Here is a 24780-nt window from a genome sequence, read left to right as displayed (position 1 = left end):
ATGTATATAAAATATCTTTTTTTACTTACTTTTGTCTCATTAAAACGTTTAATCATGAAAGCATTATTACCTGTATATTGTCGTCCTTTAGGATATGTTGTCTTGTTGGTAGCTCTGTTCATCCCTTTTATTTTGGTGATGCAGGGAGTAGTAACTGATACTAACTTGCTGTTTTATAAAGAATGTACAAAGTTGTTGATGATGGCAGGATGCTTGTTAATAATCTTTGCATTGAGTAAGAATGAAAGCCGTGAAACGGAGCAAATCCGGAATTCGGCTGTTCGTAATGCTATCTTTTTGACATTCTTGTTCGTCTTTGGTGGTATGTTGTGGCGTGTTATGCAAGGAGATGTGATAAACGTCGATACTTCCTCTTTCCTTACTTTTCTGGTTTTTAATGTGCTTTGTCTGGAGTTTGGTCTGAAAAAAGCGCTTGTTGATCGATTCTTTAAAAGATAATTTTCTTTTCAATTAAACCTTTTACGATTCGATTTGTCAAAAAGACATTGTTATTGCTACTAATATAATCGTAAATAAGGTAAATGAAAAGATTTTCAGCAGGGTTGGTGCTGATGTTGCTATGCACCTTCTCAATTTTTGCACAGAATAAGGTTATTACCGTTTCGGGACGTGTGGTGGAATCCGATACTAAAGAGCCCGCAGCGCAGGCTACAGTTCAATTGCTATCATTACCTGATAGTGCTTATGCCGCCGGTATAGCCAGTAGTAACCAAGGATGGTTTACTCTCCCCAAAGTAAAAGCCGGAAAATATGTGTTGAAAGTTTCCTATATTGGATTCCGAACCAAGCTCGTACCGGTACAATTATCTGCTAACGCCACTGATAAAAAATTGGGAACCATTACATTGGACCCTGATGCTGTCATGCTGAAGGAAGCGGTGATTACTGCCGAAGCTCCGCAGGTGGTCGTGAAAGAAGATACGCTGGAATATAACTCAACAGCTTACCGTACTCCCGAAGGGGCGATGCTCGAAGAGTTGGTGAAGAAACTTCCGGGAGCAGAAATAGACGATGACGGTAACGTCAAAATCAATGGTAAAGAAGTAAAGAAGATTATGGTGGATGGTAAAGAGTTCTTTGGCGGTGATGTGAAAACCGGATTGAAGAACTTACCGGTCAACATGATCGACAAACTGAAAACATACGATAAAAAATCGGACTTGGCACGTGTTACCGGAATAGATGACGGAGAAGAAGAAACTGTTCTTGACCTGAAAGTGAAGAAAGGTATGAATCAAGGTTGGTTTGGTAATGCAAGTGTTGCCGGTGGTACAGAAGATCGTTACGGAAGCAACTTGATGTTGAATCGTTTTGTCGATAATAGCCAATTCTCTTTAATCGGTTCTGCTAATAATGTGAACGATCAGGGATTCTCCGGTGGAGGTGGCGGACCTCGTTTCCGGAACAGCAATGGTTTGACTGCTACCAAGATGTTAGGGGCTAACTTTGCTACCCAGACTGAAAAATTGGAACTGGGAGGTAGTGCCCGTTATAATTTCAGTGATCGGGATGCAACATCTACAAACTACTCGGAACGTTTCCTGCAAAATGGAAATTCTTATTCAAATTCGAACAGTAAAGGCCGCAATAAGAATACGAACTTTAATGCAGACTTTCGGTTGGAGTGGAAACCGGACACATTGACAAATATCATTTTCCGTCCGAACGTTTCTTATGGAAAGTCTAATAGTTATTCTATTTCCGAATCGGGTACTTTTAATGGAGATCCATTTAATTTGGTGTCTAATCCTAATGAGTTTTTGAATAAGATTTTCTGGGGAAGTACGGATGATCCTTTAGAAGCTATTCGTGTCAACGCCAGTAATAGTGAATCAAAATCTGAAGGGCAGAATCTCTCTGCAAATGCTTCTTTGCAAGTGAATCGTAGATTGAATAATCAGGGACGAAACATCACTTTCCGTGGTACATTTAGTTATGGAGATAATGACAGCGAACAGTTTAGTGAATCATTGACGCGTTATTTTGATGATAATGCAAAAAAAGAAGATGATGAGCGTAAACAATATACTACTTCTCCAACCAAGAATTATGATTATACTGCCGAACTGACTTATAGCGAACCGATTGCGAGAGCTACCTTCTTACAGTTCCGCTATAAATTTCAATATAAATATAGTGAAAGTGACAGAAGTACATACAGCTTGATTCCTGATGCAGATAAAGGACAGGATTGGTTTTGGAATTTTGGTGATGGTCTGCCTGTAGGATATGAAGAGAATAAAGATAGAGATTTGAGTAAGTATGCTCAATATAAATATTATAACCATGATATTAATGCAGGACTAAATATTATCCGCGAGAAATATAGATTGAACTTTGGAGTATCTTTGCAACCGCAGAACACCAGATTGGATTATAAGAAGGCCGAAGTAGATACTGTAGTAAAAAGAAATGTGTTCAATTTTGCTCCTAACGTTGATTTTCGTTACAGATTTTCTAAAGTCAGCCAGTTGCGCTTTACCTATCGGGGACGTGCAAGCCAGCCGAGTATGGAAAATTTGCTTGATGTAACTGATGACTCTAATCCGTTGAATATCCGTAAGGGTAATCCGGGATTGAAACCTTCTTTCTCTCATTCTATGCGTTTGTTTTATAATACTTATAATGCAGATAAACAGCGTGGCATGATGGCTCATGCAAACTTGAATATGACTCAAAATAGCATTACTAATGCCACTACTTATAATCAGAGTACTGGTGGAGTGACTGTTAAACCGGAGAATATCAACGGAAACTGGAATGCGATGGGAATGTTTGGATTCAATACTGCATTGAGAGATAAGCGGTTTACCATAAATTCTTTCTCCCGTGCTAATTATACCAATGCGGTTTCTTATCTTTTTAATGACGATACTAAAATAAATGACAAGAACACTAGTACGACACTGACTTTCGGAGAGAATTTGAATGGAACTTTCCGTAACGACTGGTTTGAATTTACCTTGAATGGTTCAATCAACTATAACTTTGAGCGAAATCAACTGCGTCCGGAAAACAATCAAGAACCCTATACATTTGGTTATGGTGCAAGTACTAATATCTCTTTACCTTGGAGTATGACGTTGTCTACCAATATCACTAATAACGCTCGTCGTGGTTATCGTGATGCCAGTATGAATAAGAATGAACTTATTTGGAATGCACAGATTGCCCAAAACTTCCTGAAAGGCAATGCCGCAACCATCAGTTTTGAAGTATATGATATTCTGCGGCAGCAATCTAATATCAGCCGTTCGTTAACAGCCGATATGCGTTCTGTTTCTGAATATAACGGAATTAATAGCTACTGCATGCTTCGTTTCTCTTATCGTCTGAATGTTTTTGGAAATAAAGAAGCTCGCGGCAATATGCGTCATGGCGGTTTTGATGGTGGTGGACCTCGTGGCCCGCGTGGTGGCTTTGGAGGTGGCAGACCACACTAAAGCAGAGTAATAGGTTTAAATAAAAACAGGAAGTCCCGGCACAACGATTCAATGTTGTTGCCGGGACTTCTTTGTTAATCCGAGAATTTACTCTATATTTGTTGTTTAGTATCCGTATGAAAGGAGATTCCTATGATTGATTGGAACTATATGCTTAGCCAGATAGCAACAGTGGCTTTTGATATTCTTTATTTTGGAGCCATTATCGGTACGATTGTCATCATCATTCTTGACAACCGGAATCCGGTTAAAACCATGGCATGGATACTCATATTACTTTTCCTTCCTATTGTCGGACTTGTCTTTTATTTTTTCTTTGGGCGGAGTCAACGTCGCGAACGTATCATTGGGCAAAAAAGCTACGACCGCTTATTGAAGAAACCAATGGCCGAATATCTCGCACAGGATTGTTCGGACGTTCCTTATGAATACTCCCGTCTTATTCAGCTTTTCCAGCAAACGAATCAAGCGTTTCCATTTGAGGGGAACCGTGTGGCAGTCTATACCGAAGGATATACCAAACTTCAATCATTGTTGCGTGAACTGCAAAAAGCGAAGCAGCATATCCACATGGAATATTACATCTTTGAAGATGACGCTATCGGGCGTATGGTCAGGGATGTGCTGATAGAAAAAGCTTCTCACGGGGTTGAAGTACGGGTTATCTATGATGATGTAGGTTGCTGGCATGTGCCTAACCGTTTTTTTGAAGAAATGCGCAATGCCGGTATTGAAGTCAGGAGCTTTTTGAAAGTACGTTTTCCCTTATTTACCAGTAGGGTGAATTACCGCAACCATAGAAAGATTGTCGTTATTGACGGACGCGTGGGCTTCGTTGGGGGAATGAACCTGGCAGAACGTTATATGCGTGGCTTTTCTTGGGGGATTTGGCGAGATACGCATATCATGTTGGAAGGCAAGGCAGTGCATGGTTTACAAACGGCTTTTTTGCTTGATTGGTATTTTGTAGACCGTACGTTGATAACCGCTTCCCGTTATTTTCCGAAGATTGACTCTTGCGGAAGTTCTTTAGTGCAAATTGTCACGAGTGAGCCTATCGGGCCATGGAAAGAAATCATGCAGGGATTGACTGTTGCCATTACCAGTGCAAAAAAATATTTCTATATGCAAACACCTTATTTTTTGCCTACAGAACCAATATTAGCAGCTATGCAAACAGCAGCATTGTCTGGGGTGGATATACGCTTGATGTTACCGGAACGTGCAGATAACTGGATAACTCATCTTGGATCGCGTTCTTATTTGGCAGATGTGATGCAGGCAGGTGTTAAGGTCTATTTTTATAAGAAAGGTTTTCTACATTCTAAGCTGATGGTTTCAGATGATATGCTTTCCACTGTAGGCTCTACCAATGTTGACTTCCGTAGCTTTGAGCATAACTTTGAGGTGAATGCTTTTATGTATGACGTAGAAACTGCCCTTGAAATGAAAGAAATATTTCTTCAGGACCAGCGCGAAAGTACACAGATCTTTTTGAAGAATTGGGGCAGACGTTCGTGGAGACAAAAAGCTGCGGAGTCTATCGTGCGTTTATTGGCTCCGCTACTTTAATAAGGATGAAATTGTATTTGGATCTTATCTGAATAGTGAGAAGTTCACACTTCCATACACCCTTCTCTCAAGGAAATGTGGATTTTCTTCGAAATTATTATCTTTTCCATGCTCCAGTACCAATAATCCTCCTTCTTTGAGAAGATTATTCTGAAAGATTAATTCGGGTATTGTTTCCAACTCTTTTAAAGCGTAGGGAGGATCGGCAAAGATGAAGTCGAACTGTTCGCGGCCATTTTTGATAAACTTGAATACATCTCCGCGTATCGGCAGACATTTGTCTGTCTGCACCTCTTTCATAATTTTGCAGATGAATGAGTGATGTGCAGGATCTTTCTCAATGCTGATAACACGGTCGCATCCGCGGGATACCAATTCGATACTGATGCTTCCCGTTCCGGCAAACAAATCAAGAGCTGTTATTCCTTCTTCAAAATCGATATAGTTATTGAGTACATTAAACAGATTTTCTTTGGCGAAATCTGTCGTAGGGCGTGCTTTAAATGTCCGAGGCACGTCAAATCTTCTTCGTTTGTAAATACCGCTGATTACTCGCATGTTAATAAGGCTTGCATGTCAATATTAGTTGCAGGATTCATGATGAATACCTGTAGGATAAACTTTTTCAATTCACTCATTAAAACGTCTTTCTCCGGAAGTATTCCGGTTAGGTGTAACTCATCCCGTTCCTGATTAAACTCCAGTTGTTTCCAGGCGTACAATAAATAGTAAATACGGTCTTCTGTGTGCGTACATTCAAAGGAATTAGCCAGAAGCAGATGTCCTCGTTCAAAACAATAGATGTCAATGCCGTCTTTGCGTATAGAAGCATACATCTTCTTACTGTTTCCCAATCTGCTTTTTACAGAAAAATAATCGATGAATGGAGTAGATTGAGAATAGAAACGAGCTTCGGGATATTGTTCATTCAAAAAGGTCTGTGCGCTTTTGTCTATGCCGAAGATGACAGCTACATTATTCTTTCTTAGAATATTATAGAGCACCGTTTCGTTTTCTTTTTTCTGATGATTATGATAAAACAGAAGTTCCGCCTGTTCCTCTTCAAACAATTCTAATGGCGCAATCGTAAAACGCTTGCCTGCCATCATAATGTTTACTCGTTTGTAAGGATGATTGAGGAAATCCGATTCGTGAAAGAGTGTTTTTAGATTTGCTGTAAGGGATGAAGACGCATTTATCTCTTTCTCTATTATTGAAAGCGAATCGTCATGAATCGGGTTATAGATAGAAAAAGAAAATCCATCCGTACTAAGACGGATGGATAAAGTATATTGTTTTGATTTAGTAAAATCAATCATTATTCCCAGTTACCAGCACCATTGTTTGGAGTATCGATAGAACCTACCATCAAGCCGCTATATTTGCCTAGTTTAGAATCCAGGTCTTTTAGGTTGATGATTTCTTGTTTGTCAAGTCCGCTCAAATAAGTTTCGTATGGAGCTTTCACTTCGAACAAATATACCGGAGCACCAGACTTGGCAGTGTCATTTTTCACGTTCATTTCGAATTGAGCACCATTTCCGTGAGGAATATATTTCATAGAGTCGGCATTGAATCCTTTGGGATAGATAGTATCCAATACAGCTACCCACATAGTGTCACGTTTGAAGTTTTCAAGTCCCCATTTCTTAACTTCATCGTATCTACCGGTTTTCTTTGCTTTTTCGATGATAGCCATGGCTTTCTTTTCAGTCAGTCCATCTTCCAATTGCTTGTCAGTTAACATTCCCATCTTCATAACGAACGGCAATTTTTGATTTTTAACGAAATCAATCAGTGTGTCTAATTTGGGTGCATACATTCCGCGGTGCAGCGAACGGTATTCCTGCTGTGCCTTACGGATGTCGATCAAACGGGCAATGACTGCTTTTTCTCTTTCTTTTTTTGCGTTTTCAAAATTGATAGGACCCATAATGCTGGTGTAACAGATGTAAATCAGTGCAGCAGCACAAAGCACCAATACAATATTAAATACTGTTTTCATGATAAATTATGTTTTTAGTTGTTATATTCGCATCGCAAAAATAGAATAAATAAATTTAAATACGATAGTTCCTCGAACTTTTTTCTCGTACAAAAATGATAAATAACTATTTAGAAAGGCAAATTAAGGAAAATTTTCCTTATCAGCCAACTTTAGAGCAGGAAATTGCTGTAAAATCTCTTTCAGAGTTTCTGCTGTCCACACTGGCAGATGAAGTCTTTATCTTAAGAGGGTATGCTGGTACTGGTAAAACATCGTTGGTAGGGGCATTGGTGAAAACGATGGATCAGCTGCAGCAGAAATCTGTATTGTTGGCTCCTACAGGACGTGCGGCAAAAGTTTTTTCAGTGTATGCAGGACATCCGGCTTTTACTATTCATAAAAAAATATATAGACAACAATCTTTTTCTAATGAACTTAGTAACTTTTCGATCAATGACAATTTAGCTACCAATACATTGTTTATTGTCGACGAGGCTTCCATGATTTCAAACGAAGGACTGTCGGGCAGTATGTTTGGAACAGGACGTTTATTGGATGATTTGGTGCAATTTGTTTATTCAGGACAGGGATGTCGTCTCTTGTTAATGGGTGATACCGCGCAGCTTCCTCCGGTAGGAGAGGAGTTAAGCCCGGCACTTTTTTCCGATGCATTGAAGGGGTATGGACTTGAAGTACGTGAGATTGATCTTACTCAAGTAGTCCGTCAGGTGCAAGAATCCGGAATATTATGGAATGCCACACAGTTGAGGCAATTGATAGCAGAGGATGATTGTTATTCTCTGCCTAAGATAAAAATAGCAGGTTTTCCTGATATTAAACTGGTGCCGGGAACTGAACTGATAGAGGAACTAACTAATTGCTACGATCATGATGGTATGGATGAGACGATTGTTGTCTGTCGTTCCAATAAACGTGCAAACCTATATAACAATGGAATACGTGCTCAAATTCTTTGGCGTGAAGATGAATTGAATACAGGAGATATGTTGATGATAGCCAAAAATAATTACTATTGGACGGAGAAATATAAGGAGATGGATTTTATAGCTAATGGAGAAATTGCAGTTGTCCGGCGTGTTCGTCGAACTCGTGAAATATATGGTTTTCGTTTTGCCGAAGTTACTCTCCGCTTTCCTGATCAGAATGATTTTGAATTGGATGCGAATCTATTATTAGACACTTTACATTCGGACTCACCTGCATTGCCGAAAGAAGACAATGACCGATTGTTCTATACGGTACTTGAGGATTATATAGATATTCCAAACAAAAGAGACCGGATGAAAAAGATGAAAGCCGATCCGCATTACAATGCTTTGCAGGTGAAATATGCATACGCAATAACCTGTCATAAAGCGCAAGGCGGACAGTGGCAGAATGTGTTTTTAGATCAGGGGTATATGACAGATGAGTATTTGACTCCGGATTATTTCCGGTGGTTGTATACAGCTTTTACTCGGGCGACAAAGACACTGTATTTGGTGAATTACCCGAAAGAGCAGGTGGAATAGTTTTGTTTTTTGAATGACTCTTAATCTTTATATGATTTAGAGTTTTAAGGTTACATTGATTATATAATCAGTTGATTTCAATATTGTTGGATTCAAAAAGGTCTTTGAGTACTGGTTGTGGTTTGTTTATAGATGAAAAGAGTATTTTAAGATAAGAGCTAGCATTAGATAAAAATAGATAGCAATAATCCCTTTATTTGACTCTATTCACAGATTTGGAAAGAGTAAATAAAGGGATTCTCTATAAATTATTTCTCTATATATTAATTATTTGTAAACAATAGTAGTTGCATCATTCTTAGTTAACTTTGGTATCACTTGACCAGTCTTTAAATAAAGAGTCTTAATTTTGCTGCTACGATTGGCGTTTAAGTTTGTTAATGCTGGACATTCCGAAGCATCAATTGATGTAACATTATCATAACTTGCATACCAGGAAACAAGACTTAAATCCAAAGACTCAAGTTTACTACTGATGACTTTAAGACTTTCTGCCTCCGAATAAACATAGCTACCTCCTGCATTGAAACTAGTAATTGGATTATCTCCCAAATTATACTCTTCACAAATAGTAGGGCTATTAAATGTGAGTGATGATACCTTATGTAAACCTGAAATATCAAGCTTTTTCATGTTTGAACAATAACCTAAACGTAATGAAGTCAGGTTAGGGAAATACTCTATTCCGGTTAGATCTTTAATCTGGTTAGAGTATGAGGTGTTAGAGAATGAAGTTGCGTTTAATCCTTCTTCAAGAATAATACATTTGGTATCATCAATAGGGAGAGCCCAACCGTTAGATATACAAAGTGCTCGAAGAACGGCATCTGGAATTTCCACAGGGCTGGCGTCCGGATCTTTTTGAACAATAGCAATATCTTTTGCTAATGTACCACTGGTTTGGGCAATATGAATTGTACCTCCACGCGAAGCTGGTGATGCGGATAGTTTATAAGTAACAGTAACCGTAGTCAAACCATCATCACCTTTTTGTGGTTCGGAAATTGATTGATCAGTGATCCAATCCTTCCCTTTTGTTATGGAAATAGCGTAATTGACGTTGTATTTCACTTTTAAAGAGATAGTGCGTGCTGTTAGATCATATGTTAAAGTGTTACTTTCGGTGATAATTGCATCTGTTTGTTTTTGATTAATATCTACATTGACACTCTCAGTAACGAGTGGGCTTGAGATTGTAATTTTTGTACTACGATCTTTATATGTCTTGTTCTCGGCAGCAGTGAATGATAAAGTTACTTTACCGCCGAATTCATTACGTCTATCAAATGTCAGCCATTCTTCACCACCGTCACTATATGTTATCGTTGGGTCGGCCACATTGGTATTAAGTTGAATTCTCACAGTACTTTTTTCTTTAGTAATAGAAAGAGCTTCGTCAGAAAGTAAATCCATTATATATGCAGGTTGAGACTCTACTTGTAGTGGCACAACTGAAGAACCTGTGAAAAACTTGAAGGTTGCAGTACGCTTTTCATCTAATTTGTTAGGATCGATGGTAAAAGTAACTACATCACCATCTTTACCTGAAGTTATTGACGGATGTGCCCAATCACATATTCCTGACAACCGCCAGTTATCGGAGCTTGTTACAGTAACTGTAGCATCCCCTCCATTTTTATCCACTTGGAGTATATTGGTCGATAGTGAGATTGTTGAATTACCATTATTGATTGATTCATCATCATCAGAACAACCCCATAGTAGGAGGGATACCGATAACACTATCATTAAATTCTTAAATAATTTCATATCTATTCTTTTTAAGGTAAAATATACATTAATCAGTTAATAGCTTCACGTTCTGTACTATTCTTTTTATAATAGTAACTTGGATAAACTAATGTTTCATCGTACAAACCTTTACAAACGGATTGGCATCTATATACTTGTGAACCATATAATGATGGGTCAAGTGCGAAGAACATGTAGTATCCATAACCAGCTTCTTTTCTAGAACGCGCTGTAGATTCACTTGAGTTGCCACTGCCTCGTCTTAGTTCTATTGACATACCAGCACACTGTTTCAATGTCATACCGGTACCTGGCCCAGCAGCACCACCATAGTCAGCTACAGCATAATCGCAATACTGACCAGGTTCGATACCATCGATAACTTGGAGACTACTTGAATACATGTTGCCAAGGTTATAGAGCGAGACAATTTTTTCCGGCATGACAGCTTTACATTCATACATTAATCGTGAACCTGCATAAGCTGATGGGCTTGCAAGCCAGGGGTTTGAAAGGTCTGGTGAGTTCGAATATTCGTCATCGAAAGCGACGCCGTCCAGATTATAAGCACGGCAATAAGCTGCCAGTTCCCGGGCGAATTCCCTAGCTCCCATATCCGAAAGTTGAGCGACACCAGCTTCGTCATGATTACCAAGGATGCTGATAATAATTTTCATACCAGCTTTACGCAATGGTTGTAGATACTTATCATTATTGTCGAGCAAGAATTGAACATTTTCATTGTTCGCTAAATATACTCGTTGTTTCTCTGGATCCCAATTGATATTAGCAGCAAAAAGTACGATATGGTCGAAAAAATATTTACCACTTTCAGTCAGAAACTCAAGGGCATTGAGCGGGTTAGTATCATTAACTTCGAAATAAAGAACTGTTTGTACCGCATCTTCTCCTTTGTTAGTATTAGGTTTGTTGCGATAATCTTGAACGAGAAGCACCATATGCTTGGACGTTTCAGTAAATGTTACTCCTTCAGTAGAAGATGTTACTGTCAAAGGTACTATGTAGGTTTTATCCTCTTCCATTCCATCAAACGTAGTCAGTGTAACTTTCACGCTTGGGGTAACTTTATCATCTGGGGCAAGTACAAAAGTACCATTATTTGCGATTTTCACATTAGCGGCAGGAAACACTTCGAAATCCGTTTCATGGATAGTGTTGTATATAGCTGCATATGATTCCTCGACAGCTATTTGAACATCTACTCCTTTTTGAGGTAGTTTAGAAAGACGGAATACCACATTAGTGCTATATTCATTATTTCGGAGCTCGATTACCGAACTGTTTTTATTCGTATTTTCGTCCAATAATAATCCGCTCAGTTGAGTCGATGCCAAATAAGAAGATTCATCTATCTTGTTTCCTATTTCAATGTCTTCCTCACAAGATGTGAAGGTTGCCATAGTGAACATTACCACTGGCAGGAAAGCATATTTGATATTGTTTATCATATTCATATTCAATTCTTAGTTAAATGATTTATTATTGAGGCAATGAAACAGATTCCCATTTAGGTTCTTTTTCGATTGTCAAATCATAGCCACTCACGCTGTAATCTTTAGCTACTGTACCCGAACCTTCGTCGAATTTCCAATATGCAATGAGCCCTTCCGATTCAGGTTCTATTGTGTAGAAGTGATTTGTTGCCTGAATTTCTTCTGCTGTTAATGCACGATTCCAGATTCGTACTTCGGAAACGACGCCATCAAAATAGCGGTCATCTTTATAGGAATAACCTACCCAGAAACAACGTGAGCCGTCTTCCTCATTGGTATGTTTAGCACCAAGACTAACAGAACTCTTTCCCGTTGAACCGGAAAGCTTTTCTACGCCATTGATATATACTTTGACATTACCTTTATTGAATGCGACAGCTACATGATACCACTTGCCACTTTCAAGTTGAAGGTCTGCGCTTGTACAATTGTTAACAGAAGTAGCTACTTGAAGTTGGTTATTCGGAATGGTTGCGTCACCGATACGGAGCAAATAATTGCTTTCGATACCCATCAACGTGTTCAGAGTATTAGGGAATGAATTGGCCTTGAACAGTATCTCCATCGTATTCTCCGTTAGATTATTGAATTTGGAGTCATTCTTGAAGTCCGGATAAGCACGATTACGACTGATATTACATACCACATTAATAAGTGATGCTCCGCGGAATACATAATAATATGTCTTAGCACTTTGCAAAACGCCGATTCCTTCCACTGATTTAATAGTGACTGGAAGCACATAAGTGGTTTTGATATCAAGTTCTCCTGTATTAATGAATTCAATAGGCAATTCTGGACTAACTATACTACCTGATTTGATGGTAGTCGAAGTTTCTGGCATTGAATAATGTTCTTCAGAAAGAAGTACTGCAGTTTCATCGTAATATGCCAGTTTATAAGTTGATAAAAGTTCGGGAGCAGGTGACATAGTCACTTTGATATCATGTTCTTCAGGCTTTGCTATGGCTACTGAAAGACCAGTTTCTACATTTGTATCACCAGCTTTGAACAGTATTTCCTTAGTAAAGTTCGATGCCGAAATGAAGAGTTTATTGTCATAATGCTGTTCATTTTCATCGTTGTTCTGGCAACCGGCAAGAATTATTGAGAAACCGGCAAGAGCTGTAAATATTAAATTGTTTAATTTCATAAGGCAGTTTTTTATTTAACGGTTGGACTCAATATACTTATAGCTTCTTTTAAGGTTGGGTATACATTGCTGGCATTAAAATAGTCTTTTTCCGCTGCATCAATTGAAATTCCAGCTTTGGTGTAGTCAGGCGTCTTTGCCACTGCCCATTGAGCAGCTCCAATGATGGCAGATGAGCCATCTCCGAGTTCACCATTGTAACTCCCCGAATTGGTAAGATAAGGCGTTGTTACTCCCATGATGAAGCGGTCGGTTGGTACGTTTTTTGCTGATGCCATGAGTATGAGATAAGACATCTCGTATTGGTTTTTTGCTCCATGCGCATTGACAATGATGTATTTACAATCAGAAAGCAGACTTTTACCAATAACGTTCTGCGGGTAACCTTTGAAAAGCAAGTCCTTATTAGTATTCGCAACTTTCCAGTTAGCTACCGCGTCAAAGAATGCTCCTTGACGTGCTGTTTCAGCGGCAATTTCATTCTCTTCAACAAGCGAATTGAGGTCGAAGCCTGTATAATTCACTACAATTCCATCTACATCTAAAGCGTTACTTGCGGCGATTTGTTTAGTGACCTCACTTTTGCAGTATTCAATAAAACGTGTTGCATCGTCGACAGTCTCTTCTCCTTCTTCTCCATTTTCTGTTTCATCAGATTCGGGATTAGGTACAGCGTTGGCTGCTTCTTCTTCAAGAATCTTTTTCCATGCACTTTCTATAGCATCGAAATCAACTAATCCCAATACTTTTGTACCCAATCGACGTACTTCCTTCATCTCAGATATATTTGCCTGATTTACTTCCATTGTATTGTTTAGACAAATATAGTCGAGACTGTCAGGCATATCAGTAAGATGTTGACTGCGTGAGGTTGTTACAGTACTTACATTATTAACTGAAACAATTACTACCTGATGGTCTGTTGCTTTAAAGTTGTTGAGAGATTCCAGGTATTGAGCATAAAGTTCCGGATTTTGTTCCTCCATAGAAGGAGTATGTATATTGATGCTTTCTGGATCTGTCCAGTCAGAACACGAGAACTGCATCATAGAACATGCCAGCATTACAGGCATGAGATATTTTATTTTTCTTCTCATATATGCTATAATTAAGGTAATTTTATTTGTATAATTTAATATACTAAGTACTTGGTATATATTTTTATTTTTTGTTACTCATTGGTTGATTTATTTACAGTCCCACCATACGTGAGTTGCCATCGTATCTCCTCTTTTAGTCTTGGACTCTTGTGTCAATGTCGCAACTGCTGCTTCTACGCTTTCTCTATTTTCACGATATTCATCAGTTGGATATGGCATGCGTCGTGCACCTTCCGCATCATTAACAATTCCTCCACTTGCATTTGCTGCCATTGGCATTAATTTAGGATAGCCTGTACGACGGTACTCAGTCCATGATTCCATACCATTTGGAAAGTTTGCAATCCATTTTTGAGTAATAATCTGTTCTAAGCTTTTTTCAAAATCACCTCCAGACCATGCCACAGTTACATTTGTATTAATAGCTCCAGAGTAATCATAAGTTTGGGCACTTTGTCCTTTCAGTGGATCTTTATATGCTTCTACTTTTCCCGTACTTGCAAGATAATTTTCGACTCCACTGGTAATTCCGTTTTCTTCAAACGACAAACGGATTCCTTCCTCATAGAAGTCTTTAGCTGTTCCTCCCATGTTCCAGTTACGAAGAGCTCCTTCAGCACGCAAGAAAGCGACTTCTGATGCACGGAACACAACTATATTATCACTCGTAGTGACTTTCATACAAGAAGAGCCTTGTGACCAGGAGTTATATTGTCCTTGCAGAATACCCCGACGTAAACCTACATAACTTTCTTCTCCAGTATATGCATTTCCCGACACGGTGCCAAAAGTACTTTTATCATAATATGCTTCGCGACGAGGATCGTTGTATGCATTCATGTAGCAGGTTAAATCCGCTGAAATTCGTGCATCTGACCATAGTACCATAAAACGTTGCCATGGATTATGATCGGCAACTTTACGATAAGCGCCATCAGTTGCAGCAGTCATAACACCTGCTGCTACAGCTTCTTCAGCCAATTGCTGTGATGTTTTTCCATTCACGTTAAATCCTGCTACATAGCAAGTACGCATCGCCATTCTTAGCTTCAAAGAGTTGGCAAACTTATACCATGCTGATGTATTGCCATTATAAATTCTATCAGCACTTGAGCTGAAGCTTTGGTTGCCAAACTTTCCTAATACTGTAATAATATTATCCAAATCTTCTAGCATTTTGGCATAGACAGCTTGCTGAGAATCATAAGGGGATTTGATCGCATTAGCTGCACCTACTTTTGAATAAGGGATGGGACCATATGTATCTGTTACACGTAACATTACGACGATACGATATAACTCGGCCAACGATAAGAAAAGTTCATCATCGCTTTGATTTTTCAAATTGAAGTAATCAGGATAAAACTTTGAATAAAAATCATTGAATGGAATTTTTTTCCAATCGTCTGAAGGATTATAAGTTGCGTAACGACCAGACCAACCTGTACCCAAATTGGAGTCTGCTACATATCCCGAAAATGCTCCTGCCATCAAACAGTCTACATATTGAGAAAAGTTCTCTTGTTCTGGCATCATCAAATCTTGTAAATTAAGAGCTAATGATCTTACCAAATACCAATCTACTCCCATGTCATTTTGGTCTGGTTCATGAGGATTTTTATTGTAATCTTCAAAGTTTCCTGTACATGCAGTTGCACCGAAAAGAAACATACCAGTGACTATAAACTGTATTATTGTATTTTTCTTCATCTTTTCCGTTTTTAGAATTTAAGTTTCAAATTGAATCCTACGCTACGAAGGCTAGGCATCATAAAGTAATCAATTCCCTGGTAATAGTTACCTGTAGTGGCTACAGATTCAGGATCGAAAGGAGCCTTGCAATAAATCATCCACAAGTTACGACCTACCAGCGAAAGAGTGATATCCATAATATTTTTCAATTTCTTTCTTGGGATAGTGTAGCTGACAGAAGCTTCTTGCAGACGTAAATTGGTAGCACTATAAGTGTAATATTGAGGAATACCGCTGTCGGCACCAACCACTGTATACCACTTTTGCGCGTCAATCATATCGTTGCCGTTTATCACGACTCCACCATTATCACGAGCTGCTGCTGTAGCTTCGGATACACCATAGGAGTCAAGAACGGCTTGAGTCGCAGAGTAAACGACTCCTCCCAAACGGGCAGTAAGAAGGAAGCCAAGTCCCCAGTTACCATATTGAAAGTCATTGCGCCATGCCATATTAGCTTTTGGAAAAACAGATCCTAAATAAATATCATCAGCTTTGTCATTCACTGCTACATTTCCATCGGCATTTACATAAATCTTATTATTTGAATCTCGAAGCAAGTCAGACTGTGAGTAGAGATCACCTAAAGATCCACCTACTTTTAGAATGAACCGTGCCTTTGATAAACCACCTACATCCATACGGTCTTTTGTTATTTCTTCACCGGTTACAGGGTTTATGTAACCATCAATCAGGCTTAAAATCTTGTTTTTATTGGCACTGAATGTGTAGTTAGAACTCCATGAAAACTTGTTCCATGTATTCTTGTAACCAAGTGAAAGTTCTACACCACGGTTACGTACGTTACCAGTCTGCGCATAGAATGTACTATAGCCTCCTGTTGGAGAAAGCTTTGCATCCATGGTTTGATTGTAAGTCTTGGTATTATAGAATGAAACATCAAAATTGAAATGTTTAAGGAAACGTGCAGTAAGACCTACTTCCCAAGAATCTGTACGTTCCGGTTTTAAATCATACAATGGATATGCAGACTGAGAAGAGTATGCTCCTGTTGAAGTATTCCATGAAAAAGTTGGATAAGCAAGGAAGCGTCCAAATGGTAGACCTACGGATGCCCAAGAAGCACGTAGTTTTAAGTATGAAATACTTTCAGGTAATTTGAAAAGTTCAGACAAAACAACAGAGCCTCCTACTGACGGGTAGAAAAAAGAAGACTGTTTTGAGTTCGGTCCCGCTAATTGACTTGGCCAATCATTACGTCCGGTAAGAGTCAAGTAGTAAGTACTTCTATAACCAACTTCTGCAGATGCAAATATAGATTGTGTTTGTTCACGATAACCAGTTTCTTCACGTTTCCCAGTTTCTTTATCCAATTGAGCAACTGTGAAAAAGTTAGGAAGTCCATTCGCTGCAATTGGTCCACTAACGGCAAGAGCTTCAGAACGATTGTCTGAATAAGATGCTCCGATATTAGCTGTTAAACTCCAATCCTCGCCAAATGTTTTATTTATATTCAACAATAAGTCTGCATATGTTTGCTTGTCACGAGTGTTTGTTACACCATAAAAACCATTTTCACCTTCAGCAATAGTTGCGATGGTAGAGGCATAGTATTTTTGTGTATATGTGTTGTATGAATTATCTAGACGTACACGTCCAGCTACGTTCAACCAACTTAGAATATCGTAACTTAAAGCTGCACTCAACATATAACGATCTTTGTCATTTTCACGCAAGTTACGATAATTAATCCAGTAAGGATTTTGCAAACGGAACGATCCTCCTCCTTGAGGCCAATATTGCGTATACATATTACGCTCTAAATCATAACGTTCGTACATTTTGTAATCTTCCCAGTCATTTCCACGCGGAAACAGGTAAGCAGAAGACAGTGGGTTTGCATAAATACCTTGATTCACCATATTACGGTCTTTCTGCATAATATATTGAGCGCCAACATCCAGTTTCATCTTATCTTCTAGGAAAAGAGTAGTGTTACGGAATGTAAAGTTATAGCGGTCGTATTTGTTATTTGGAATAATGCCACGCGAATTAACGGCTGCGGCAGAAAGATATGTCTGATTGTGTTCTGTACCAGTAGAAAGTGTTACAGATTCTGTTCCAATAAGCCCAGTCTGAAAATAATCACTTGCAGGATCGTATCCGCGGTAATTAGCTTCGTTCAATCTTTTACCCCAACTAGCATCTGTTCCAGAAGTTCCATAGCGATTCTGAAACTGTGGCATGACGAATGGAGATAACATTTCTGTATTACTAGATACGGTCAAGGCTACACGACCCACTTTCCCTTTTTTGGTTGTAATCACAATAGCACCATTAGATGCATTGCTACCATACAATGCGGCAGCAGCGGCACCAGACAAAACTGACATTGATTCAATGTCATCTGGGTTTATATCAGCTATAGCTTCTGTAGAGCCTTGCGATTGCATCTCTTCAGAACCACCAGAAGCGCTCAGGTTATACATTGGAATACCGTCGATAACATAAAGAGCATTAGACGATTGTTCGATCCCCCTGGAACCACGCATAACAACTTTACTTGCACCACCAATACCAGAAGAAGAAGAGTTGATATTTAAACCCGCAACCTTTCCGTTCAGTGAATTAATAAAGTTCGCATCTTTTACAGCTAAAGCTGATTCTGCATCGACCTGTGTGACATTATAACTCAAAGCTTTCTCCGAACGCTTAATGCCCAAAGCTGTAACAACCACCTCGTCAATCACTTGGGTGTCATCCATCATCGTAATATTAATGGCTGTCTGTCCTTTCAAAGGAATTTCTTGTGTCTTATATCCGATATAAGAATAAACAATAACTGGGTTATTGCTTTTTGTCATAATTTTGTAGTTACCATCCAAATCGGTAATAGCTCCGTCTGTTGTTCCTTTCACTAAAATGCTAACACCAATCAATGGTTCTCCTTTAGCATCTACAACTTGTCCGGTTATAGTACGTTCTTTCCCGCTTTGTTGTTGTAGCGAATTAGAGTTTTCTTTTTCCGATAAATAAATTATATTCTCTTCTATTTTATAAGAGATATCTTTATTTTTCAAAAGTGTGTTTAAAACTTGCTCTAAAGAAGCATCTTTTACTTTTAAAGGTTCAACTGTGACAGTTGATAGCTTGTCATTGTAGAAAAATTGGTACTTTGATTGTGATTGAATTTGTTTAATTACAGTTCCTAAAGTTGTACGGGGAGTTGATAAGGTCAACTGTGCCGCAGCCCATTGTACAGGAACTGCTATCAACAAAAGAATCAATAAAGCTCGAAATAACTTCGACTTTCGAAGCGAATGTTTGCTTTCCATACATTTAATTTAATGGTTATACATTTTATTAAACTCAAAAAGAAGAGTGTCGACTTTCCCTCCCTTTGTTAATAAAACAATGCTAATATAATAAACACTTAGTCCATTTTCTCTTTTTTTTTGAAAAAAGTAAGAAATATCTGATATCTCCTTGAATAACCTATATTTAGAATTTACCAAGTACTTAGAGAACTTGGATGAAAATAATGTGATTAAAATCTTTAAGTGATAATATATATGAAAAGAATAGTAAAAAACAGTTTGTTTACAACAATATTGATGGTGTGGGGGATGATGTATTCCTCATGCGAAGGCTGGACAGACCCAGAAAGCATTAACATCCATTACCCTACATTTGAAGAGCAAAACCCGCAACTGTATGCTGACTATATCAGAGATCTGAAACGCTACAAGGATGGAGAACATAAGTTAGTCTTTGTCTCTTTTGACAATCCGGAAACTAATCCAATCAATCAAACCGAACGTCTCACCGCTATACTGGACAGTGTGGATTTTATCTGTTTGAATAATCCAGAAAAGCTCTCGTCTGAAACACAAGCCGAAATGGTAAAAATACGCGAGAAGAATATCCGCACGCTTTCCTGCATTAATTATGAGAGTTTAGAACAAGAATGGAACAATAAGGCAAAAGATAATTCCGAATTGACGGAAGAAGATGCACAAAGGTATCTGAATGAACGTACGGATGCTATGCTGGTTCTATGTGACAATTATGGATATGATGGTATCCTAATTGACTATACAGGACTTTCAATGGTGGGTATGCAAGAAGATGTGTTACAACAATACAAGGCACGTCAGCAAAACTTCTTCAGCAGAGTGTTGGATTGGCGGATTAAGCATACCGACAAAACATTGGTTTTTTACGGTTATGTGCAGTATTTAGCTCCCGAAAACATGGATATGCTGGATAAATACAATCATCTGATACTGAAAACCGCTTCTTCCAAAAACATGGAGGATCTGACATTAAATGTTTTTATGGCTATTCAAGCAGGCATAGACGTAGCAGGAACGAATGTGGATCTTGTTCCAAAAGATCGTTTTATTGCCTGTACACAGTTTCCTCAACAGGAAGATAAGGATATGATAATTGGTTATTGGGATACACGGGATGCAAATGGAAATAAAGTATTGGCTGCACAAGGTACAGCTCAATGGATTGTACAGGCATCACCAGATTATACCCGCACTGGTATTTTTATCATCAATATCCAAAAGGATTATTACAATAATACTTACGGAACAGTACGTGAAACTATTCATATAATGAATCCTAACAAATAGAAATACAATATGAAATTGCATATTTATCAATTAGCATTTATAGCACTTACTGCATTTACGGTAAGCAGCTGCAAGAATACGGATATTAATGATGAACATCATTATGACAATAAGCTTTATATAAGCTCGGTACCCGTAACTGAAGATTTACTGATTAAAGAAGATGTATTGTTTGACAGTCGTAAAATTACTTATCGGCTTGCTGCTCCTGTCGACAACGAAATCCAAGTCAGCTTTGATGCCAAACCATCTTTAGCAGCTACCTACAATCTAAGTTATGGGGATAATGCTACAGCACTTCCCGAAGCGTTTTATGATATTCCTGTGAAAAATGTTACGATTCAACCCGGAGGAATTTCTGGAGATGATATCATCGTGAATTTCGTTAATTTGAATCAATTGGACGACTCAAGACGTTATGTGTTGCCTGTTACAATCACAAATGTAACTGGAATTGGACTTCTAGAGAGTGCCCGTACCACTTATTTTATTATTAAAGGCGCTGCTCTTATTAATGTTGTAGCTAATATTAAGGAAAATTATTTCCCGATCAACTGGAATAGTAATGTAAGTAAGATGACTACTATTACAGTAGAAGCATTGGTACGAAGTGATGACTGGGTGGCCAAACGTGATAATGCACTAAGTTCTGTTTTTGGAATAGAAGGTAATTTCCTTATACGTATCGGTGATGGTGACCGTCCACGTGATCAACTTCAGGCATTTGTGCCAGGTGGAAGTTTTCCTCCAGCAAATCACGCACCAGGTATTGGACTTCCGGTAGACGAATGGGTACACATAGCTGTTGTGTATAACACTGTCAATAAAAACCGAATCTATTACAAGAATGGTGTGGCGGTGTATAAAGACCAGTCAGCAAATAGTACGGTTAATTTAACTAAGAATTGCTATATAGGTCGTTCTTTTGATGGTACCCGCTGGCTTCCGGGAGAAATTTCAGAGGTTCGTATTTGGAGCGTAGAAAGAACTGCAGAGCAAATTGCAGATAATCCTTATAAAGTAAATCCTGCCAGTGAAGGACTTGTAGCCTACTGGAAATTTAATGAGGGGTCTGGAAAGGTTGTTATAGATCGTACTGGCAATGGAAATGATATCACAGCGAGTAAAGATCCGATATGGGTTCCTGTAGAACTTCCTCAAATATATTAATCCTTTTAATTAAAAAGAATATTATTATGAAACAAAAATATCTGATAACAGGGTTGATGGTTGCCATATTTGCAGGCGGCATAACTTGCCTTACCTCTTGTGATGATGATCTTGTCATAAATAAAGCAATAGATGAGTCAGCATATACTGGCATTTATGAAAACAATGGATACTTGCGTGACGGAAAGTCCAATTTGTCCTCTAACGTAGTGGAGCTATACAAAGATACTTATACTACTTCTGTAAAAATGAGTCTTAGTAAAATGGCGAGTACCAGTACTTCTGCTCAAGTAATTATTGATGCAGACTATTTGGATACTTATAACAAAGAGCATGAAACCGATTTTGAATTGTATCCTGCGCACCTGGTTTCTTTTAAGAATGACGGGAAGCTTATTGTAGATGCACAAACAAAATCTGTTCAGACTGACATCACCATTCAGGCAGACGGCACTTTGAAAGAAGATAAAACCTATGCTTTACCTATAGCTCTTACCCACGTAAGTAGCGACATTACCATAAAAGATGAGAAAGCTGGTCATTGTATTTATTTGATAAAAGATATGAGAAAGCTGGGAAACACTTACAAAGGAGAAGATGTAGTAAAGTCATTTGTCTTCTTTGATGGTACAAATCCACTGAATGCTCTTTCTTTTCAACTGGAAAACGGAAAATTGCTGTGGGATGTAGTTTCCCCATTTGCTGCCAATATCAACTGGGATGCACAAGCCCAACGCCCTTATTTAAAATGTAATGCTTACATACAATATTTGCTAGACAATAATGAGAAATTTTTGCAACCACTTCGTAAACGTGGAACTAAAATAGTATTAGGGATACTTAGTAACGGGGATATAACAGGAGTGGCGCAACTTTCTAAACAAGGTGCCAAAGACTTTGCACGAGAACTAGCTCAGTATTGCAAAGCATATAATCTGGACGGGGTATGTTTTGATGACGAATATGAAGGCGCTTATGATCCGAATAATCCAGCATTAACAAAGCCTAGTGAGGAGGCTGCGGCACGTCTATGCTACGAAACAAAACAAGCAATGCCTGATAAAATCGTAGCGGTATATGCATTAAAAAGAATGTATAGTTCGAAGGCAACCGTTGTTGATGGAGTAACTATTAAAAACTGGATAGATATTGTAGTTGGTGATTATGGTAGAGATCCTTCTCAAGTTCCGTATGGGGACCTGACATCCAAAGAATGTTCCGGTCAATCCATGGAGTTTGTTAGAGGTACAGGTGGCGATTTACAGGGACAAAGACTGATAAACCAAGGTTCTGGATGGTTTATGGGCTTTTCACCGAAGCCGGAAAATTATGGTAATGTATTCCGGCGTCTGTCTGATGTGAAAACTCTGTATGGTTCTCCGTTACAAGCACCTACCGTGTTCTACAAGGACAATGATGCCACACCTTACCAATATCCCGATGATTTGCAATAATTTAAAAAACAATTGTAGAAATGAGAACACTTTATAGATTTTTCTTATTGTTGGCAGTCGGTTCGCTGACAGCCCTTTCTGGATGCGGCGAAGATGAAACTCCAAGTCTGGCTACCTATCCGGATAACAATTTTTCTCTTGTGGCGGAAGACGGAGAAGGTTCGGAAATAATAGTGAATGCCACCTATAATAATGAGGGTATATTAGAATTCGATAAACCCGCAATATTCACCTTTCGTTTTAACGCTTCACCCGAGGACGCAATAGTTACTTTTGAGCCAATCGGAGAAGATGTTGAGTTAAGTGATACCAAATTGATAATTCCGGCAGGCTATACGGATGCCAGTGTTACTTTGGGTGTAAAAAATATGGATGTTTTTCAATCTAATTACGATGAAGCTACCTGTGATTTAGGAGTGAGAGCTACTGTGCAAGGATATAAAATGCCATCTATTTCCTTGGAGGCAAAAGCTTTGATAAAGAAAGAGGCGTATGTAGCTACAGGTTTCTTGGAAGGAAAAGCCGGTAATAAAACTACATTCGAACATACTTATTTCAACGGAGAATTTAAGGACACGGAGCGGAATCTATATACATTCAGTGTACAGTTGGATCGTCCTGCTCGGAAAGATGTAAAGGTGAAACTTACAACGGAAGGACTGGATGACGAATACCTGAAAGACATTAGTATTACTCCTGCAGAAATTATAATTCCTGCTGGTGAAAAGACATCAGGAGATATTACTTGGGAGATTACTAATGACTTTTTGTTGCGTACATCGGACGACTCGTCAAACACATTAAATATCACAGCTGTTTTTGAATGTGAAGACCCGGTCTTTGTGCAGGACGAGAAGAGAAGTTCTTTCACTTTGAATATAAATAAATATATAAGGGGATTTGAACACATATCTTACAAACGGCCTTCCGGTTGGATAGAATGGTCCAAACAGGGTTGGTCTGTAGATGTGGAAGATAGTAGTGATTTTTATCAAAACGATGGTGGCGGTTCGCTTATTGATGGTGAAACCCAAGGTAACTATGAAGGTATATGTTCTGATGGAGATATTTCATTTACACTCGATATGGGAGAGGAGAAAACAATTACTGGAGTAGGTCTTGATTATATATATTATTATGCTCCTCAAAATGTACAATTATCAGTTTCTTCTGATGGAAACACATGGAATTATCTGGGAAAAGTAGCTACTGTTGATGAGAATGCCGATTACTATCAATTCATTGAACCTATAACTGCACGGTATGTGAAATTTGACCTTTTGTCTTCTTGGGGATGTGAGCTTTATGAAATATACGTCTTTAAGTAGTGTTGAGTCTAAAAAGAATGTAGGTTAAAGTTTGTATTTGAGAGGCTGTCTCAAGATTGTTTTTGAGTCAGCCTCTTTTTAATTGCTTTTTCAAAGAATGGGCAGGCGCTAACTTCTTTAAGTCTAACGTTTGCTCATGTTCCTAAATATTTGAATTAAATGCTACATAGTGAAACAAAATATCTATCATACTTTTACCAGTAAAAACGGGTTATCTATCATTGTGCAAAATAGCCGTATAAGGGTCATAATAGGTGTAAGATAGCTTGTTTTTGTTACAATGAAGCCATATAAATCTGATTATCGTGGCTTAATAATGTAACTGTAATGGCGATAAGTTTATAGCCCACGTATGTGTGCTGTACAGTCCGCATGTGTGGGCTGCACGGTTTACATAC

General features: G+C 38.5%; 17 protein-coding genes. 8 read left to right on the top strand and 9 right to left on the bottom strand.

All coding sequences use genetic code 11. From position 1 onward, the window contains the following. Positions 1 to 54: 54 nt before the first annotated feature. From DW862_RS02160 to cls, 3 genes are all read left to right on the top strand, one after another. Positions 55 to 459, top strand: coding sequence for a hypothetical protein (locus DW862_RS02160; RefSeq protein ID WP_004305412.1), 405 nt, complete (start codon positions 55 to 57; stop codon positions 457 to 459). Positions 460 to 542: 83 nt separating this feature from the next. Then, positions 543 to 3464: a TonB-dependent receptor gene (locus DW862_RS02155; protein ID WP_004311007.1), complete on the top strand. Its 2922-nt coding sequence runs from the start codon at positions 543 to 545 to the stop codon at positions 3462 to 3464. A 132-nt stretch (positions 3465 to 3596) separates the two neighbouring features. After that, positions 3597 to 5036 carry a cardiolipin synthase gene (gene cls / locus DW862_RS02150; RefSeq protein ID WP_004301164.1) on the top strand — a complete coding sequence of 480 codons (1440 nt, stop codon included), beginning with the start codon at positions 3597 to 3599 and terminating at the stop codon, positions 5034 to 5036. 24 nt (positions 5037 to 5060) lie between these two features. On the opposite strand, the gene DW862_RS02145 is transcribed toward cls, so the two are convergent. Genes DW862_RS02145 through DW862_RS02135 form a run of 3 tightly spaced genes read right to left on the bottom strand, consistent with a single transcriptional unit; the run spans position 5061 to position 7041 of the window. After that, positions 5061 to 5594, bottom strand: a complete 534-nt coding sequence (locus DW862_RS02145) for an RsmD family RNA methyltransferase (RefSeq protein WP_004314595.1) — start codon at positions 5592 to 5594, stop codon at positions 5061 to 5063. Next, positions 5585 to 6355 (bottom strand): DUF3822 family protein, encoded by a 771-nt coding sequence (locus tag DW862_RS02140; protein ID WP_004311006.1) that lies wholly within the window; start codon positions 6353 to 6355, stop codon positions 5585 to 5587. Before DW862_RS02140 ends, DW862_RS02145 begins: the two co-directional genes overlap by 10 nt. Continuing rightward, the gene (locus DW862_RS02135; protein WP_004301363.1) at positions 6355 to 7041 is read right to left on the bottom strand and encodes a hypothetical protein; all 687 of its coding nucleotides are present in this window, start codon (positions 7039 to 7041) and stop codon (positions 6355 to 6357) included. The genes DW862_RS02140 and DW862_RS02135 overlap by 1 nt, the downstream gene beginning before the upstream one ends. Positions 7042 to 7136: 95 nt before the next feature. On the opposite strand from DW862_RS02135, the gene DW862_RS02130 reads away from it, so the two are divergent. Then, positions 7137 to 8555, top strand: coding sequence for an ATP-dependent RecD-like DNA helicase (locus DW862_RS02130; RefSeq protein ID WP_004311005.1), 1419 nt, complete (start codon positions 7137 to 7139; stop codon positions 8553 to 8555). Between the two features lie 267 nt (positions 8556 to 8822). On the opposite strand, the gene DW862_RS02125 is transcribed toward DW862_RS02130, so the two are convergent. The 6 genes from DW862_RS02125 to DW862_RS02100 all read right to left on the bottom strand — a co-directional run bounded on the left by DW862_RS02125 (position 8823) and on the right by DW862_RS02100 (position 19122). Then, positions 8823 to 10325, bottom strand: coding sequence for a BACON domain-containing protein (locus DW862_RS02125; protein ID WP_120067213.1), 1503 nt, complete (start codon positions 10323 to 10325; stop codon positions 8823 to 8825). A 32-nt stretch (positions 10326 to 10357) separates the two neighbouring features. Next, positions 10358 to 11782, bottom strand: a complete 1425-nt coding sequence (locus DW862_RS02120) for a BT_3987 domain-containing protein (RefSeq protein WP_120067212.1) — start codon at positions 11780 to 11782, stop codon at positions 10358 to 10360. 25 nt (positions 11783 to 11807) lie between these two features. Then, positions 11808 to 12974 (bottom strand): DUF1735 and LamG domain-containing protein, encoded by a 1167-nt coding sequence (locus tag DW862_RS02115; RefSeq protein ID WP_004301367.1) that lies wholly within the window; start codon positions 12972 to 12974, stop codon positions 11808 to 11810. Positions 12975 to 12985: 11 nt separating this feature from the next. Continuing rightward, positions 12986 to 14071, bottom strand: a complete 1086-nt coding sequence (locus tag DW862_RS02110; RefSeq protein WP_004323633.1) for a glycoside hydrolase family 18 — start codon at positions 14069 to 14071, stop codon at positions 12986 to 12988. A gap of 90 nt (positions 14072 to 14161) precedes the next feature. Then, positions 14162 to 15784 (bottom strand): SusD/RagB family nutrient-binding outer membrane lipoprotein, encoded by a 1623-nt coding sequence (locus DW862_RS02105; RefSeq protein ID WP_004323634.1) that lies wholly within the window; start codon positions 15782 to 15784, stop codon positions 14162 to 14164. Positions 15785 to 15795: 11 nt separating this feature from the next. Continuing rightward, complete coding sequence (locus DW862_RS02100) at positions 15796 to 19122, bottom strand: TonB-dependent receptor (RefSeq protein WP_117685350.1); 3327 nt, start codon at positions 19120 to 19122, stop codon at positions 15796 to 15798. Between the two features lie 237 nt (positions 19123 to 19359). On the opposite strand from DW862_RS02100, the gene DW862_RS02095 reads away from it, so the two are divergent. Genes DW862_RS02095 through DW862_RS02080 form a run of 4 tightly spaced genes read left to right on the top strand, consistent with a single transcriptional unit; the run spans position 19360 to position 24382 of the window. Further along, complete coding sequence (locus tag DW862_RS02095; RefSeq protein WP_120067211.1) at positions 19360 to 20430, top strand: glycoside hydrolase family 18; 1071 nt, start codon at positions 19360 to 19362, stop codon at positions 20428 to 20430. A 9-nt stretch (positions 20431 to 20439) separates the two neighbouring features. Continuing rightward, entirely contained in the window at positions 20440 to 21600 is a 1161-nt protein-coding gene (locus tag DW862_RS02090) for a DUF1735 and LamG domain-containing protein (protein WP_120067210.1), read from the top strand. A 26-nt stretch (positions 21601 to 21626) separates the two neighbouring features. Continuing rightward, positions 21627 to 23054 carry a BT_3987 domain-containing protein gene (locus tag DW862_RS02085; protein WP_120067209.1) on the top strand — a complete coding sequence of 476 codons (1428 nt, stop codon included), beginning with the start codon at positions 21627 to 21629 and terminating at the stop codon, positions 23052 to 23054. Between the two features lie 20 nt (positions 23055 to 23074). Beyond that, on the top strand, positions 23075 to 24382 hold the full coding sequence (locus DW862_RS02080; RefSeq protein ID WP_120067208.1) for a DUF4989 domain-containing protein: 1308 nt from the start codon (positions 23075 to 23077) through the stop codon (positions 24380 to 24382). The last annotated feature ends 398 nt before the right edge of the window (positions 24383 to 24780 follow it).

The organism is Bacteroides sp. AM37-9, assembly GCF_003603455.1.
GTDB lineage: Bacteria > Bacteroidota > Bacteroidia > Bacteroidales > Bacteroidaceae > Bacteroides > Bacteroides xylanisolvens.
The sequence above is the reverse complement of the archived record's forward strand: the minus strand, read 5'-3'. Positions and strand labels throughout refer to the sequence as shown.

Coding starts and splice junctions, on each gene's coding strand:
- DW862_RS02160 (WP_004305412.1), top strand. CDS start 55: ATGAAAGCATTATTACCTGTATATTGTCGTCCTTTAGGATATGTTGTC.
- DW862_RS02155 (WP_004311007.1), top strand. CDS start 543: ATGAAAAGATTTTCAGCAGGGTTGGTGCTGATGTTGCTATGCACCTTC.
- cls (WP_004301164.1), top strand. CDS start 3,597: ATGATTGATTGGAACTATATGCTTAGCCAGATAGCAACAGTGGCTTTT.
- DW862_RS02145 (WP_004314595.1), bottom strand. CDS start 5,594: ATGCGAGTAATCAGCGGTATTTACAAACGAAGAAGATTTGACGTGCCT.
- DW862_RS02140 (WP_004311006.1), bottom strand. CDS start 6,355: ATGATTGATTTTACTAAATCAAAACAATATACTTTATCCATCCGTCTT.
- DW862_RS02135 (WP_004301363.1), bottom strand. CDS start 7,041: ATGAAAACAGTATTTAATATTGTATTGGTGCTTTGTGCTGCTGCACTG.
- DW862_RS02130 (WP_004311005.1), top strand. CDS start 7,137: ATGATAAATAACTATTTAGAAAGGCAAATTAAGGAAAATTTTCCTTAT.
- DW862_RS02125 (WP_120067213.1), bottom strand. CDS start 10,325: ATGAAATTATTTAAGAATTTAATGATAGTGTTATCGGTATCCCTCCTA.
- DW862_RS02120 (WP_120067212.1), bottom strand. CDS start 11,782: ATGAATATGATAAACAATATCAAATATGCTTTCCTGCCAGTGGTAATG.
- DW862_RS02115 (WP_004301367.1), bottom strand. CDS start 12,974: ATGAAATTAAACAATTTAATATTTACAGCTCTTGCCGGTTTCTCAATA.
- DW862_RS02110 (WP_004323633.1), bottom strand. CDS start 14,071: ATGAGAAGAAAAATAAAATATCTCATGCCTGTAATGCTGGCATGTTCT.
- DW862_RS02105 (WP_004323634.1), bottom strand. CDS start 15,784: ATGAAGAAAAATACAATAATACAGTTTATAGTCACTGGTATGTTTCTT.
- DW862_RS02100 (WP_117685350.1), bottom strand. CDS start 19,122: ATGGAAAGCAAACATTCGCTTCGAAAGTCGAAGTTATTTCGAGCTTTA.
- DW862_RS02095 (WP_120067211.1), top strand. CDS start 19,360: ATGAAAAGAATAGTAAAAAACAGTTTGTTTACAACAATATTGATGGTG.
- DW862_RS02090 (WP_120067210.1), top strand. CDS start 20,440: ATGAAATTGCATATTTATCAATTAGCATTTATAGCACTTACTGCATTT.
- DW862_RS02085 (WP_120067209.1), top strand. CDS start 21,627: ATGAAACAAAAATATCTGATAACAGGGTTGATGGTTGCCATATTTGCA.
- DW862_RS02080 (WP_120067208.1), top strand. CDS start 23,075: ATGAGAACACTTTATAGATTTTTCTTATTGTTGGCAGTCGGTTCGCTG.